This is a genomic window from Pseudomonas sp. UBA4194, assembly GCF_002379585.1.
In the GTDB taxonomy this organism is placed as follows: domain Bacteria; phylum Pseudomonadota; class Gammaproteobacteria; order Pseudomonadales; family Pseudomonadaceae; genus Aquipseudomonas.
Window position 1 is genome coordinate 27355 of the sequence record NZ_DFUE01000067.1, and the last position, 12628, is coordinate 39982.

10 protein-coding genes are annotated in these 12628 nt (G+C 60.9%); 2 read left to right on the plus strand and 8 right to left on the minus strand.

What is annotated here, in order from left to right:
* Nucleotides 1-149 precede the first annotated feature (149 nt).
* Entirely contained in the window at nucleotides 150-1238 is a 1089-nt protein-coding gene (locus B3397_RS16145) for an AGE family epimerase/isomerase (RefSeq protein ID WP_296251915.1), read from the plus strand.
* A gap of 104 nt (nucleotides 1239-1342) precedes the next feature.
* Here the strand turns inward: B3397_RS16145 and B3397_RS16150 are convergent, their stop codons facing one another.
* The 6 genes from B3397_RS16150 to B3397_RS16175 form a co-directional block, all read right to left on the minus strand.
* Nucleotides 1343-2110, minus strand: coding sequence for an SDR family oxidoreductase (locus tag B3397_RS16150; protein ID WP_296251917.1), 768 nt, complete (start codon nucleotides 2108-2110; stop codon nucleotides 1343-1345).
* An 843-nt stretch (nucleotides 2111-2953) separates the two neighbouring features.
* Nucleotides 2954-3670 carry an ABC transporter ATP-binding protein gene (locus tag B3397_RS16155; protein WP_296251920.1) on the minus strand — a complete coding sequence of 239 codons (717 nt, stop codon included), beginning with the start codon at nucleotides 3668-3670 and terminating at the stop codon, nucleotides 2954-2956.
* Nucleotides 3667-4542: an ABC transporter ATP-binding protein gene (locus B3397_RS16160; RefSeq protein WP_296251921.1), complete on the minus strand. Its 876-nt coding sequence runs from the start codon at nucleotides 4540-4542 to the stop codon at nucleotides 3667-3669. The genes B3397_RS16155 and B3397_RS16160 overlap by 4 nt, the downstream gene beginning before the upstream one ends.
* Nucleotides 4539-5843: a high-affinity branched-chain amino acid ABC transporter permease LivM gene (gene livM, locus B3397_RS16165; protein ID WP_296251923.1), complete on the minus strand. Its 1305-nt coding sequence runs from the start codon at nucleotides 5841-5843 to the stop codon at nucleotides 4539-4541. The genes B3397_RS16160 and livM overlap by 4 nt, the downstream gene beginning before the upstream one ends.
* 2 nt (nucleotides 5844-5845) lie before the next feature.
* On the minus strand, nucleotides 5846-6760 hold the full coding sequence (locus B3397_RS16170; RefSeq protein ID WP_296251967.1) for an ABC transporter permease subunit: 915 nt from the start codon (nucleotides 6758-6760) through the stop codon (nucleotides 5846-5848).
* A 157-nt stretch (nucleotides 6761-6917) separates the two neighbouring features.
* On the minus strand, nucleotides 6918-8054 hold the full coding sequence (locus B3397_RS16175) for a branched-chain amino acid ABC transporter substrate-binding protein (protein ID WP_296251925.1): 1137 nt from the start codon (nucleotides 8052-8054) through the stop codon (nucleotides 6918-6920).
* A gap of 499 nt (nucleotides 8055-8553) precedes the next feature.
* Between B3397_RS16175 and pncB the strand changes: the two genes are divergently transcribed.
* Nucleotides 8554-9753, plus strand: coding sequence for a nicotinate phosphoribosyltransferase (gene pncB / locus B3397_RS16180; protein WP_296251927.1), 1200 nt, complete (start codon nucleotides 8554-8556; stop codon nucleotides 9751-9753).
* A gap of 103 nt (nucleotides 9754-9856) precedes the next feature.
* Here pncB and B3397_RS16185 read toward each other — a convergent pair whose 3' ends face one another.
* Together B3397_RS16185 and azu are read right to left on the minus strand one after the other, a co-directional pair.
* On the minus strand, nucleotides 9857-12004 hold the full coding sequence (locus B3397_RS16185; RefSeq protein ID WP_296251929.1) for a TonB-dependent siderophore receptor: 2148 nt from the start codon (nucleotides 12002-12004) through the stop codon (nucleotides 9857-9859).
* Between the two features lie 146 nt (nucleotides 12005-12150).
* The gene (gene azu / locus B3397_RS16190) at nucleotides 12151-12603 is read right to left on the minus strand and encodes an azurin (RefSeq protein WP_296251930.1); all 453 of its coding nucleotides are present in this window, start codon (nucleotides 12601-12603) and stop codon (nucleotides 12151-12153) included.
* Nucleotides 12604-12628 lie beyond the last annotated feature (25 nt).

Consider the following 12628-nt stretch of genomic DNA (forward strand, 5'->3'; position numbering starts at 1 on the left):
CTCCCTAGGGGAGAGGGGGCTGATTACCGTTGGCCGATGGAACGTCGTCTGCTCTTGACGCCCTCGCCCTTGGCCGGGCGCATAGGTCCGGCGCTCCACACCTGCTAACATGTCGCGCAAAACGCCCCTTGCGACGACGATATCCGCCAATGCCTGACCCATCGCTGCACACCGCCCTGACGGCCACCCAAGCGCATTTTCGCGACACCCTCGTGCCTCTGTGGCAAGGCGTCGGTTTGAATGCCGACATGGGCCTGCCCTTCGAAGCCTTGAGCGAGAACCTGCAACCCATGCCGGTGCAACGCTACCGGGCGATGGCGTGTGCCCGTCAATTGTATGTGTTCGCCAGTCTGATCGACCTGCCGGGCGCTCGTGAACACGCGGCCACCCTGTTCCGCTCGCTGCAGCGCCACTTCCACGACGCCGAACACGGCGGCTGGTTCTACAGCATCGACGCCCAGGGCAAACCACTGGATCGGCGCAAGGACCTCTACACTCATGCGTTCATCGTCTTCGCCTGCGCCCACTATTGGGCCAAGGTGCGCGAGCCTCTGGTGGAATCTGTCCTGAACGCCGCACTGGCGGTTGTCTCCCAGCGGTTTTCCACAGCCGATGGACTCTACGAAGCCGTGCTGGCCGAGGATTGGGCCCTGCAAGGCAGCGGCCCGCTGCAGAACCCGTTGATGCACTTGGCCGAGGCGTTCCTGGCCACGCTCCAGGCACGCCCGGACAAACCCACCCAGACAGCCCTGCTGGCCCTGTGCAAGGCCATGCAGGCGCGCTTCGTCGAACCGGTTCACGGCATCATGCTGGAGAAACCGCGGGGGGCTGGGGATAACTGGTTCGAGCCGGGCCATCAATTCGAGTGGCTGTTTCTGGTGCAGACGTCGCCGCTGCTTCAGGACACGCCCCTGCACCGTTCGCTACGACGTGCGTTCGAGTATGCCGAACAGGTGGGGGTAAAGGACGGAGCGGTGTTGTCGATGCTCAAGCTGGACGGCTCGGTGATCGACGGTACCCAGCGTATCTGGGCTCAGGCAGAGTATTTGCGAGCATTGACCTTGCTGCCCGGGGCGCCTGTGGATAAGCAGTTGCAGGTGTTTTCGGAGCGCTTCCTGCACGCCCAGGGATGGCATGAGTGCCGAGACGGTACGGGCGTTGTGAGCCGCAAGGACATGCCTTCGACGACGCCTTACCATTTGCTGACGTGTTATCAGGGGTTGCAGGCGTTCGCTTGAGATCGCGGTGCGGCTTTCGCGGCTAGGACGCCGCTCCTACAAGGGGGTGCGGGATCGGATCTCCCGTAGGAGCGGCGTCATAGCCGCGAAGAGGCCAGACCTGCCTACGCCTTGCCAGGTCGCTCGATGGCAAAACCTGCCCACGACTGGGTCACCGGCATGACCTCCAGACTGTTGATGTTGATATGCGCCGGCTGGGTCAGAATCCAATAAATGGTTTCGGCAATATCCTGCGGCTGGATCGGATTGGCGCCCGCATAGGTTGCATCGTAGCGCGCCTGGTCGCCGCCGAAACGCACCAGTGAGAACTCACTTTCGCACAGCCCTGGCTCCAGATTGGTCACTCGTACGCCGGTACCTTGCAGGTCGCAGCGCAGATTCAGCGAGAACTGCCCAACGAACGCCTTGGTGCCGCCGTACACATGGCTGCCAGGATAGGGGTAGTTACCCGCCACGGAACCCAGGTTCACGATGGTCGCGCCTTTACCGTGGGCGATCAGGCGCGGCAGCAGCAGGCGCGTTGCATACACCAGGCCTTTGACGTTGGTGTCGATCATGGTGTCCCAGTCGTCGAGGTCGCACTTGGGTGCAGGGTCGGCGCCCAGCGCCAGGCCGGCATTGTTGACCAGACCCGTGAGGGTGGCGAACTCTTCGGGCAGCCCGGCGATTGCTGCTTCCATGGCTTTGCGGTCACGCACATCGAGCACCAGGGGATGCACACGAGTCTGTTTCGACAGCTCTTCGCACAGGGCGTGCAAACGCTCCTCACGGCGCCCGGTCAGTATTAGCGACCAGCCTGCCTCAGCAAAGCGGCGGGCACAGGCCTCACCAAAACCGGATGTAGCGCCCGTGATAAATACGGTGGAAGTCATCATGCTCTCCTGAGTAATGTAGCAGCGGCGTAAGCCGCGTCCGGCCACGCCCGATCTTCCTGCACTGCCTGCAGTTGGCAGCCCGATCGAGGCGCGGATTACGCCGTTACGACGGTAGTAGGAAGGATGCCCGGCGGGCACGACGGATGCAACTGATCAATAAACGCACAGCGGCCGCAAAGCCTTGTGGCATATGGGCCGGACCCGGTTACCCGCACCTTATCCACAAGCCGTTCCACAGAGACTGGGGGCAACTGCGGCACCCTCGAAAACCTGTCAGATGCCTGCTGGCCGGTGGCCTTAGAACTTTTTGACTTGACCCGGCGCGCTTCTGTCGAGTCACTGCTGAATCGATACACAATCCCGGCAATACGACCGATGGCGGCACGCCAGCAACTACGCCGTACCCAGGCCTATTTCCAAAGCTTGTTCACAGAGTTATCCACAGCCCTGCACACGGGTTTTGGCCGGATTGGCACGGTGGATAAAAGGGTTGACAAACCCGCCCACCGGCTACCTGAAATTGGCTGATCAAAAAGTGATCACAGCCCTACAGCCCACGGATAACGTGGCGTTCAGCTTTGTACTACCAACTTGTCCACAACCAGGCCCACAGCAAATGGGGACAACCCGAACCTGTGACAAAACGGTGAATCGGGGTGGTTTTATGTCGCAGGGAGGGGACAGTGAAAATTTGTTTTCCACAATTGGCTGGACAAACAAAAACGCCCCTGTATAGGGGCGTCAGATGTCGCGGTGGAAAACCCAGAAACCCACACGGCACGTTGCCCTTGTAGGAGCGGCGTGCAGCCGCGAAGGGGCCGGTAGAGGCGCTAGATCACTTCAATGCCCACCCAGATACGCGTTGCGCACCTCGTCGTTGGTCAACAGCTCCTGCCCTGTGCCGGTCATGCGAATCTCGCCGTTGACCATCACGTAGGCCCGATCAGACAGCTTCAAGGCGTGGTTCGCGTTCTGCTCCACCAGGAAGATGGTCATGCCGCTCTTGGCCAACTCGCGCAGGGTCGAGAAGATCTGCTTGACCACGATCGGCGCCAGACCCAGGGACGGCTCGTCGAGCAGCAGCAGCTTGGGCCGACTCATCAGTGCCCGGGCGATGGCCAGCATCTGCTGTTCACCGCCGGACATGGTCATCGCCCGCTGGTTGCGTCGCTCCTTGAGCCGCGGGAACAGCTCGAACATGCGCTGCATGTCCTCGCTCGAATGCTTGTCGCCGATGGGAATGGTGCCCATCATCAGGTTTTCTTCCACCGACATGTCGGGAAACACTCGCCGCCCTTCCGGCGATTGCGCGATGCCGTTGGAGGCGATGTAGTGCGACGACTTCTGGGTGATATCGACGCCACGGTAGAGAATCTGCCCGGCACTGGCGCGCGGCTGGCCAAAAATCGACATCAACAGCGTCGACTTGCCCGCGCCGTTGGAGCCGATCAGGCTCACGGTCTCGCCCTCGTCGATGTGCAGCGAGACTTTCTTCAGCGCCTGGATCGGGCCGTAATGGACATCGATGTCCTTCATCTCGAGGATGGGTGTACTCATACCAGCTCCTCTTCGTCGGCGCCCAGATAGGCCGCGATCACTTTCGGATCGTTGCGGATCTGCTCCGGCTTGCCCTTGGCGATCACGTTGCCGTGGTCGAGCACCACGATGTCATCGGAAATACTCATCACCATGCCCATGTCGTGCTCGATCAGCACCACGGTCATGTCGTGTTCGTCACGCAGCAGACGAATCATGCCGCTCAACGCCTCGGTCTCCTGCGGGTTGAGGCCCGCGGCCGGCTCGTCCAGGCAGATCACCTGTGGCCGGGTGCACATGGCTCTGGCGATTTCCAGGCGACGCTGCTGACCGTAGGACAACTCGCCCGCCAGACGGTTGGCACTGCCCACCAGGTCGACGACCTCCAACCAGTAGAACGCCGTCTTGATCGCGTCTTCTTCGGCCTTGCGGTAGCCCTTGGTGTTGAGAATGCCGGCCAGCATGTTGCGGTTGACCCACATGTGCTGCGCCACCAGCAGGTTTTCCATCACCGACATTTCCTTGAACAGGCGAATGTTCTGGAATGTACGGGCCAGACCGGCACGGTTGACCAGGTGGGTGCCGCCGAACATCTTGTACCAGACGCGGCTAGAGAAACTTCTGGGCGATACGAAATCGGTGGCCTGGAACGGCTCTCCCAACAGCTTGATGACATTGGTCTTCTGGCCGCGCGCATTGAGCTCGATGCGTCCGCCCGTGGCTTTGTAGAAGCCGGTCAGGCAGTTGAATACGGTGGTCTTGCCGGCGCCGTTGGGGCCGATCAGCGCGAAGATCGAGTTGCGCCGCACTTGCAGGCTGACATCGCTCAACGCCTTGATGCCGCCAAAGTGCATCATCAGTTTCTCGACCGAAAGAATGACCTCGTTATTCATGGCGTCGTCCCCTTCGCGTCGATCAAAGCGCCCTTCACCGGCTTGATGCCCGTGCGGCTGATACGGATCAGGCCACGTGGCCGCCAGATCATCATCAACACCATCAATACTCCAAACAGCAACACACGGTATTCGGAGAAGCTGCGCAGCAACTCCGGCGCTACGGTAAGCACGAAGGCAGCAATCACCACGCCGACCGTGGAACCCATGCCGCCCAGCACCACGATGGCAAGGATCAACGCCGACTCGAAGAAGGTGAACGAGGTAGGGTTGACGAAGCCCTGGTAACTGGCAAAAAAGACCCCTGCCAGCCCTGCGGTGGAGGCACCGATGGTGAAGGCCGAGAGCTTCACCAGTACGTGGTTCAGACCCATGGAACGGCAGGCAATCTCGTCCTCGCGCAGCGCTTCCCACGCGCGGCCCACCGGCATGCGGGTGAGTCGATGCTTGACGTACAGCACCGCCAGCACCACCAGGAACAGCACGATATAGATGAACAGGAATTTCAGGTCCGGGTTGTATTCGAAGCCGAAGTACTCGTGAATCGGCACGCCGCCGTCCCGCGCACGGCGGCCGAACTCCAGGCCGAAGAACGTCGGTGAAGGCACCGGCACGCCGTTCGGGCCGCCGGTGAACGACAGCCAGTTATTGAGCACCAGGCGAATGATTTCACCAAAGCCCAGGGTCACGATGGCCAGATAGTCACCGTGCATCCGCAGCACCGGGAACCCCAGTATGCACCCGGCCAGAGCCGCCGCGATGGCCGCCAGCGGCAGCGCTGACCAGAACCCCAGGCCCAGGTATTGGTAACCCAGCGCCAGGCCATAGGCGCCGATGGCATAGAACGCCACGTAACCCAGGTCGAGCAGGCCGGCCAGGCCCACCACGATGTTGAGCCCCAGCCCCAGCAACACATAGATCAGACCGAGGATGACCACGGTGAGGATGTACTTGTTGGCGAAGATCGGGAACACGATGGCAATCACGATCAGCGCCGGGATGATGAAACGCAGTCGCGACTTGTAGTCCGGCGGCAGCACATGCACGCCCGAACTCGAGCTTTCGAAGCTCTGGGAAATCGCCAGCCCCTTGGGCGTCCGCAGAAACAGGCTGAGCAGAAACCGCCCGGCCATCACTATGGCCACCAGCCAGGCGACGCGAGTGGGCTGCAGATTGAAGCTGTAGCCGTCGAGCACGATACCGACGATGGGGCCGAACACGATCAGCGCCAGCAGGCCGGCGACCACCATGTCGATCAGGCTTTTCTTGATATCGATGGGCTTTGCAGTAGGTGCAGACATACTTATACCTTCGCCACGAGTGGGCGACCCAGCAGGCCTTGGGGACGGAAGATCAGAATCAGCACCAGCAGGCCGAAGCTGAACACGTCTTTGTAGTCGGAGTTGATCAGACCGGAGAATTGCGACTCGGCAACGCCCAGGATCAATCCGCCGAGCATGGCGCCCGGCAACGAACCAATGCCGCCCAGTACCGCGGCGGTGAACGCCTTGATACCGATGACGAAGCCGGCATAGAAGTCGAAGGTGCCGTAGTTCATGGTGATCAGCACGCCGGCCAGCGCGGCCATGGCGGCGCCGATGATGAACACGTAGGAAATCACCCGATCGGTGTTGATGCCCAGGATCGAGGCCATCTTGCGATCCTGCTGGGTGGCCCGGCACATGCGGCCCAGCTTGGTGAACTTGATGATGTAGGTCAGCACGCCCATGCCCACGAACGCGGCAATGAGGATGAAGATCTTGGTGTAGGTGATCTGTACGAAGCCGGTGCCCACTTCCAGGCGCCAGGCGCCTTCAAGCAGGGTCGGCACACCCTGTTGCCGGGCGCCCTGGCTGATCTGCGCGTAGTTCTGCAGGATCAACGAGATGCCGATGGCGCTGATCAGCGGTGCCAGGCGGGTGGAGTTGCGCAGCGGCTTGTAGGCCACGCGCTCGATCACGAACCCGTACACGCCGGTCACCACAATGGTGAAGACCAGCGTACCCAGGATCAGGAACGGAAAGGATTCGAGGCCGAAGAACGACAGCACGGCCAGGCCGATGGCGGCCAGGTAGGCGCTGATCATGTACACGTCGCCATGGGCGAAGTTGATCATGCCGATGATGCCATAGACCATGGTGTAACCAATGGCGATCAGGCCGTAGACCGACCCGAGGGTCAGGCCGTTGACCATTTGTTGCAGGAAAATACCGTCCATCATGCACTCTCGCGAACGTCTGAAACCGCGCACCGCTCAGGGGATGAACAAGCCAAAGCCTGTTCATCTGCCGCGGGAGCGGTATTAAGAGAAACGCGGGCCGCAGTGCGCAGCCCGAGACTGGCCGACGGTTTCAAGGCGTCGGCCGGCGCTCATCTCACTTCTGCTTTTCCAACTGCTTGTATTTGCCAGTGGCGTCCCATTGGTAAACCACATAGTCGGAAACTTTCAGGTCGCCCTTGGCATCCCAGGCCTTCTCACCCATCACGGTCTTCACCGGGTTGGCTTTCAGCCATTTCGAAGCGGCATCGCCCTTGTTCGACTTGGCGCCGTTGAAACCGGCGGCCAGGGCCTGCAGCGAAGCATAGGCATACAGGGTGTAGCCTTCAGGCTCATAGCCGGACTTGCGGAACTCGTCCACCACCGCCTTGCTGTCGGGGAGCAGGCGCGGGTCGGCGCCGAAGGTCATGTACACGCCATCGACGTATTGCGCACCGCCAGCGGTGGTGACCAGTTCATCGGTAACGATGCCATCGTCGGACATGAACTTGACGTCCTTGAGGCCCTGCTCGCGCAGTTGACGTACCAATGGACCGGCTTCCGGGTGCAGGCCGCCGAAATAGACGGTATCAGCGCCGGTGGAGCGAATCTTGGTAACCAGGGCGCTGAAGTCTTTCTCGCCGCGGGTCAGACCTTCGTACAGCACAGGCGTTACGCCACGCTTGGTCAACTGAGCCTTGGTAGCGTCGGCCAGACCCTGACCGTAAGTGTCCTTGTCATGGATGACGGCGACTTTCTTGCTCTTGAGCACATCGACGATGTAGTCACCGGCAACGATACCTTGCTGGTCGTCACGGCCGCACATGCGGAACACGTCTGGCAGACCGCGCTCGGTGACGGTCGGGTTGGTGGAGCCAGGGGTGATCGAGATGATGCCGGCGTCGGCATAGACTTCCGAGGCGGGGATGGTAGACGAAGAACAGAAGTGGCCTACCACACCAATGACTTTGTCCTGGTCGGCAAGCCGGTTCGCGACGGCCACGGCCTGCTTGGGTTCACACGCGTCGTCGCCGGCCACCAGGACGATTTTCTCGCCGTTGATGCCGCCTGCCTTGTTGATCGCATCGGCCGCAGCCTGTGCACCCTTCATGTACTGCTCGCCAAACGACGCATTGGCGCCGGTCATTGGCCCTGCTACGCCGATCTTGACGTCGGCCTGAACAATCGACGAAGCGCCCAATGCAGCTGCCACTGCGAGAGCCAGAAAACCTTTCCTGTAAAACGTCTGCGACATGAGTGGTGCTCCTGAGTTTTTTTGGTTGGCACTACAACTTCAGCGCATTGCTCAGAGCAAGGCCCGTGCCAGCGCATTTGAGGTTCGACGAAAGTCGTGGCGAATGGCGGGCCAGAGGCCATCGAGGACCATTTGTTATGGGTCGTGCAACCCTCTGGCACGGCGCAGGTAGCACTACCTGCCAAAAAAGGTGCAACCGTCGCGGACGGACATCCCTACCTTGCACGTGCGGTGTGTGCAACCGAGCTGTAACCGCTGGCGTAACCGAAGTGCACATCCAAGGTGCGCAATTGCTACGACTCGCACCATTAAAGGCTGACCGAATCGCCCAATTTCGCCGAATTGGTTAGCAAGCTATGGTTTAAATCGGCGATATCCCGTTTTTAAACGGCTTTGCCGGGCACTGCGTGGGCAAACGGCTTTCTAAAAAACTGGCAGAATGTGCCCTTACTGTGCGCCACCCCTGTTTCAAATGAGGCAGGCGGTTCTGGAGACCCCGATGAGCGAGAGCGTATTCGCCGATCGCGTCGTGCAAAACCTGCTCGACACCGATCTGTACAAGCTGAGCATGATGCAGGCTGTGCTGCACAACTACCCCAACGTGGATGTGGAGTGGGAGTTCCGTTGTCGCAATGGCGAGGACCTGCGACCGTACCTGGAGGACATCCGTACGGAGCTCGAGCAGCTGTCCGAATTGAGCCTGGGCCCGGACCAGTTGACGTTCCTGGAAGGCATCAATTTCATGAAGCCGGACTTCCTGCGCTTTCTGGGATTGTTCCGCTTCAACCTGCGCTACCTGCACATCGGTATCGAGAATGACCAGCTGTTCATTCGCCTGCGCGGGCCCTGGCTGCATGTGATCCTGTTCGAGGTGCCGTTGCTGGCCACGGTCAGCGAAGTGCGCAACCGTATCCGCTACCCCGACGTACTGCTCAGCCAACCGCGGGAGAAGCTTTACCGCAAGTTCGAGTGGCTGCAGGCCAACGCCAGCAGCGATGAACTGGCCGAGCTGCAAGTGGCCGATTTCGGCACCCGCCGACGCTTCTCCTACAAGGTCCAGGAAGAAGTGGTGACGGTGCTCAAGCACGAGTTCCCCGGCCGCTTCGTCGGTACCAGCAACATGCACCTGGCCCGCCAGCTCGACCTCAAGCCGCTGGGCACCATGGCTCACGAGTGGATCATGGCGCATCAGCAACTGGGGCCACGCCTGATCGACAGTCAGATCGCCGCGCTCGATTGCTGGGTACGGGAATACCGCGGCATGCTCGGCATCGCCCTGACCGACTGCATTACCATGGATGCCTTCCTGCGCGACTTCGATCTGTATTTCGCCAAGCTCTTCGACGGCTTGCGCCACGATTCGGGCGATCCGGTGGTGTGGGCGGAGAAAGCCATCGCCCACTACCGCCATCTGGGCATCGATCCGATGACCAAGACCCTGGTGTTCTCCGACGGCCTGGACCTGCCCAAGTCGTTGCAGATCTTTCGGGCGTTGCGCGGGCGGATCAATGTCAGCTTCGGGATCGGTACCAATCTGACGTGCGATATTCCGGGCGTGGAGCCGATGAACATCGTGCTGAAGATGACCGATTGCAATGGCCAGCCGGTAGCGAAGATTTCCGATGAGGCCGCGAAGACGCAGTGTCGTGATCCGAACTTCGTGGCGTATCTGCGGCATGTGTTCAAGGTGCCGGATTAGGCTGGGGATGGGGCTGGCGGATTGGGCTGGGGATGGGGGGGTGAATGGTCCCCTCACCCCAGCCCTCTCCCTTGGGGGAGGGGGCTAGAAGCCGCCTTCCCCTTCAAAAATCGAATTTCGCCCGAGCCACTACCTGACGCGGCTCGCCGATCACGATCGCCGGTGATCCCGTGCCACTGCTCGAGACGTAATAGCGCTCATCGAAGATATTCTTCACATTCAATTGCAACGTCAGGTCACGCTCGGCCAGCTTCATCTTGTAGCTGACGAACGCATCGGCCACCTTCGACGACGGCAGGTAATACTCGCGGTTCGCTGCTCCCGCCGACCCATTGTTCACGCCCCAGCGGCTGGCATAGCGCGCCCCCGCACCGGCGCGCAGCTCGCCGATACCCACCTGGCCGAAATCTCGGGTCAGGTACAACGCCGCCGTGTGCTTGGAAACGCCATCGATTGGCTGGCCCTTGAGCACCGGGTCCTCAAGCACCTCGGTGTCGGTGTAGGCATAGCTGCCCGTGACGCTCCAGAACGCGTCGAGCTGCCCGGTGACGTCCACTTCCACACCGCGGGAGCGCACCTTGCCCGAAACACGGGTACAGGTCTCATCGCCACAGGCCTCGCTGGTCTGCACATTCTTTTTGTCGATGTCGAACAGGGCTACCGTGGCGGTCAGGTTGTCGTTCTGGAACTTGGTGCCGATCTCGTACGCCTTGCCCTCCTCCGGTGGCAGGTCGCCGATGGGCGTGGCGATGGAGGTGTTGGGGCGAAACGACTCGCTGTAGCTGGCGTACAGCGACCAGTCCGGCTGGATCATGTAAACCAGACCGACCCGTGGTACCACCTTGCTCTCCTCGACGTCCGCGCCCACCACGAACGGCCGGCCCTTGCCGGTCAGTTCCTTGAAACTGTCGTAGCGCAGCCCGGCCTGGAAGATCCAGTGCTCGCCCAGGTGCATCGAGTCCTGCACGAACAGGCCGCGGGTTTCCAGGTTATCGGTCTGCTCGCTGTCCTTGGCGCTGACCGCGCTGGGCAGCGGCGCATTGCCGTACACCGGGTTGTTGTAGTTGAAGTCCGCCCTGGCGGTGTTGCGGATCAGATCGCCCAGGGTGCGCTCGTTCTTCATGTAGTCGACGCCTACCAACACCTCGTGCAGGGTGTCGCCCCAGTACAGGTTGCCCAGCGCATTGACCGTACCGGTGTGCGCGAACTGCACGGCATCGCGGGTAGCATCGGCGCGGCGAGTGACCAGTCTGGTGTTGTAGTTGGCCGACATGAATCGCGACTGCTGGTCGTTGTAGTAATTGCGGCTGTAACCGTAACCGGCGCGCAGGGTCCAGATGTCGTTCAGGCGGTGCTCAGCGCGCAAGTCCAGGGCATCGGAGCGACCGCTGGTGACGTTGAACGGTTCGTCCAGGCGCGTGCGACGGGAGATGTCCAACGGTTTGCCGGTCAGGGTATTGATCTGAGTGCCGCGGTCGAACGGCACCGAATACTCCATGTGCTCGTAGGCCACCGACAGCGTGGTGTCGTCACCGTACCAGGCCAGGGACGGTGCGATGACCGTCTGGTCGATGCTGCCGAAATTGCGCCAGTAGTCATAGTTCTGCTGGTCGGCAATGAAACGATAGGCCAGCCCGTTGTCGCCCAGCGGGCCGGTGACGTCGACTTGCTCGCCGCCGCCGCCAAAGCTGCTGCCCCATACCGAGATCGAGCGGGCATCGGTCAACGCGGGCTGCTTGGTGACCACATTGATCACCCCGCCGGGGTCCTGCACGCCGTAGAGCATGGACGCCGGGCCCTTGAGCACTTCGATGCGTTCGGTGGTGGGTGTGAAGTTGCGCGCCCTGACCGACTGCATGCCGTCACGCATGATGGAGTTGTCGCGGTTGGTGCCAAAGCCACGCTTCTGGATGGCGTCCTGGGTGCCGCCCAGGGTATTGCCCTGCTTCACGCCACTGACGGCATTGATGGCTTCGTCCAGACTCTGCGGCAGGCGGTCTTCGATGACCCGCTGAGTGACCACGTTCACCGACTGGGGCGTTTCCACCAGCGGCGCATCGGTGCGGCTGGCGACAGAGGCGCGCCGGGCCTGATAGGACGTGCGGCTGCGTTCGACACTGTCTTCGGCGCTGGGCTGGGATGTGGCATTGATGTCGAGCGCATCCAGCTGCAAGTGCCCGGATGGCGTTTCAGCAGCCAGCAGGCAGGGGCTGGCGATGACGGAGCAGAGACCGAAGACGATGACTTTCATGGGTTTCGCTGTGCGTGGAGTGAATGGGAAACGGAATCAATTCCGATGTTCATTCACTACACGTTGGCGAGGCGCTGATACCTCATCGGCGGATCGGTTTTTTTTGGACGTGTGGGGCAAGTTCCGCTCACCCCAGCCCTCCACCCTCAGTCGCCTAATGTGAGAGTGCCCTTCATCATGGAGATATGCCCAGGAAACGAGCAGAAGAACAGATACTTCTCATCGGCCGACAGCTTCGACACATCGAACGACACCGAATCCGTCTCGCCGGCACCGATCACCTTGGTATGGGCGATCACCCGCGCATCGTCAGCTTTCAGGTAGCTGTTATCGATACCGGCGCTCAGGCCATCCATCGCCACTGGCTGGGCATCGGCTTCCTTGCTCAATACCCAGTTATGCCCCATGACCTGCTTGGGCAAGCTGCCAGAGTGGGTCAGGTTGACGGTGAACGTCTTGCAGCTTTTGCTGATTTCAATCTCTTTCTTGTCGAACGTCATCTGGTCGGTGGAGTCGACGGTAATCGAGCACTTCTCTTCAGCGAACACTTGGCCACTGGCCAGAACGAGCAGGGATACGGCGACAGCTTTGGCAAACATGGGAGTCTCCAGGCAGGGATAGCTA

Excerpts from the sequence above, each read along its gene's own strand:
- B3397_RS16145 (WP_296251915.1), top strand. The coding sequence starts at position 150 with ATGCCTGACCCATCGCTGCACACCGCCCTGACGGCCACCCAAGCGCAT.
- B3397_RS16150 (WP_296251917.1), bottom strand. The coding sequence starts at position 2,110 with ATGACTTCCACCGTATTTATCACGGGCGCTACATCCGGTTTTGGTGAG.
- B3397_RS16155 (WP_296251920.1), bottom strand. The coding sequence starts at position 3,670 with ATGAGTACACCCATCCTCGAGATGAAGGACATCGATGTCCATTACGGC.
- B3397_RS16160 (WP_296251921.1), bottom strand. The coding sequence starts at position 4,542 with ATGAATAACGAGGTCATTCTTTCGGTCGAGAAACTGATGATGCACTTT.
- livM (WP_296251923.1), bottom strand. The coding sequence starts at position 5,843 with ATGTCTGCACCTACTGCAAAGCCCATCGATATCAAGAAAAGCCTGATC.
- B3397_RS16170 (WP_296251967.1), bottom strand. The coding sequence starts at position 6,760 with ATGGACGGTATTTTCCTGCAACAAATGGTCAACGGCCTGACCCTCGGG.
- B3397_RS16175 (WP_296251925.1), bottom strand. The coding sequence starts at position 8,054 with ATGTCGCAGACGTTTTACAGGAAAGGTTTTCTGGCTCTCGCAGTGGCA.
- pncB (WP_296251927.1), top strand. The coding sequence starts at position 8,554 with ATGAGCGAGAGCGTATTCGCCGATCGCGTCGTGCAAAACCTGCTCGAC.
- B3397_RS16185 (WP_296251929.1), bottom strand. The coding sequence starts at position 12,004 with ATGAAAGTCATCGTCTTCGGTCTCTGCTCCGTCATCGCCAGCCCCTGC.
- azu (WP_296251930.1), bottom strand. The coding sequence starts at position 12,603 with ATGTTTGCCAAAGCTGTCGCCGTATCCCTGCTCGTTCTGGCCAGTGGC.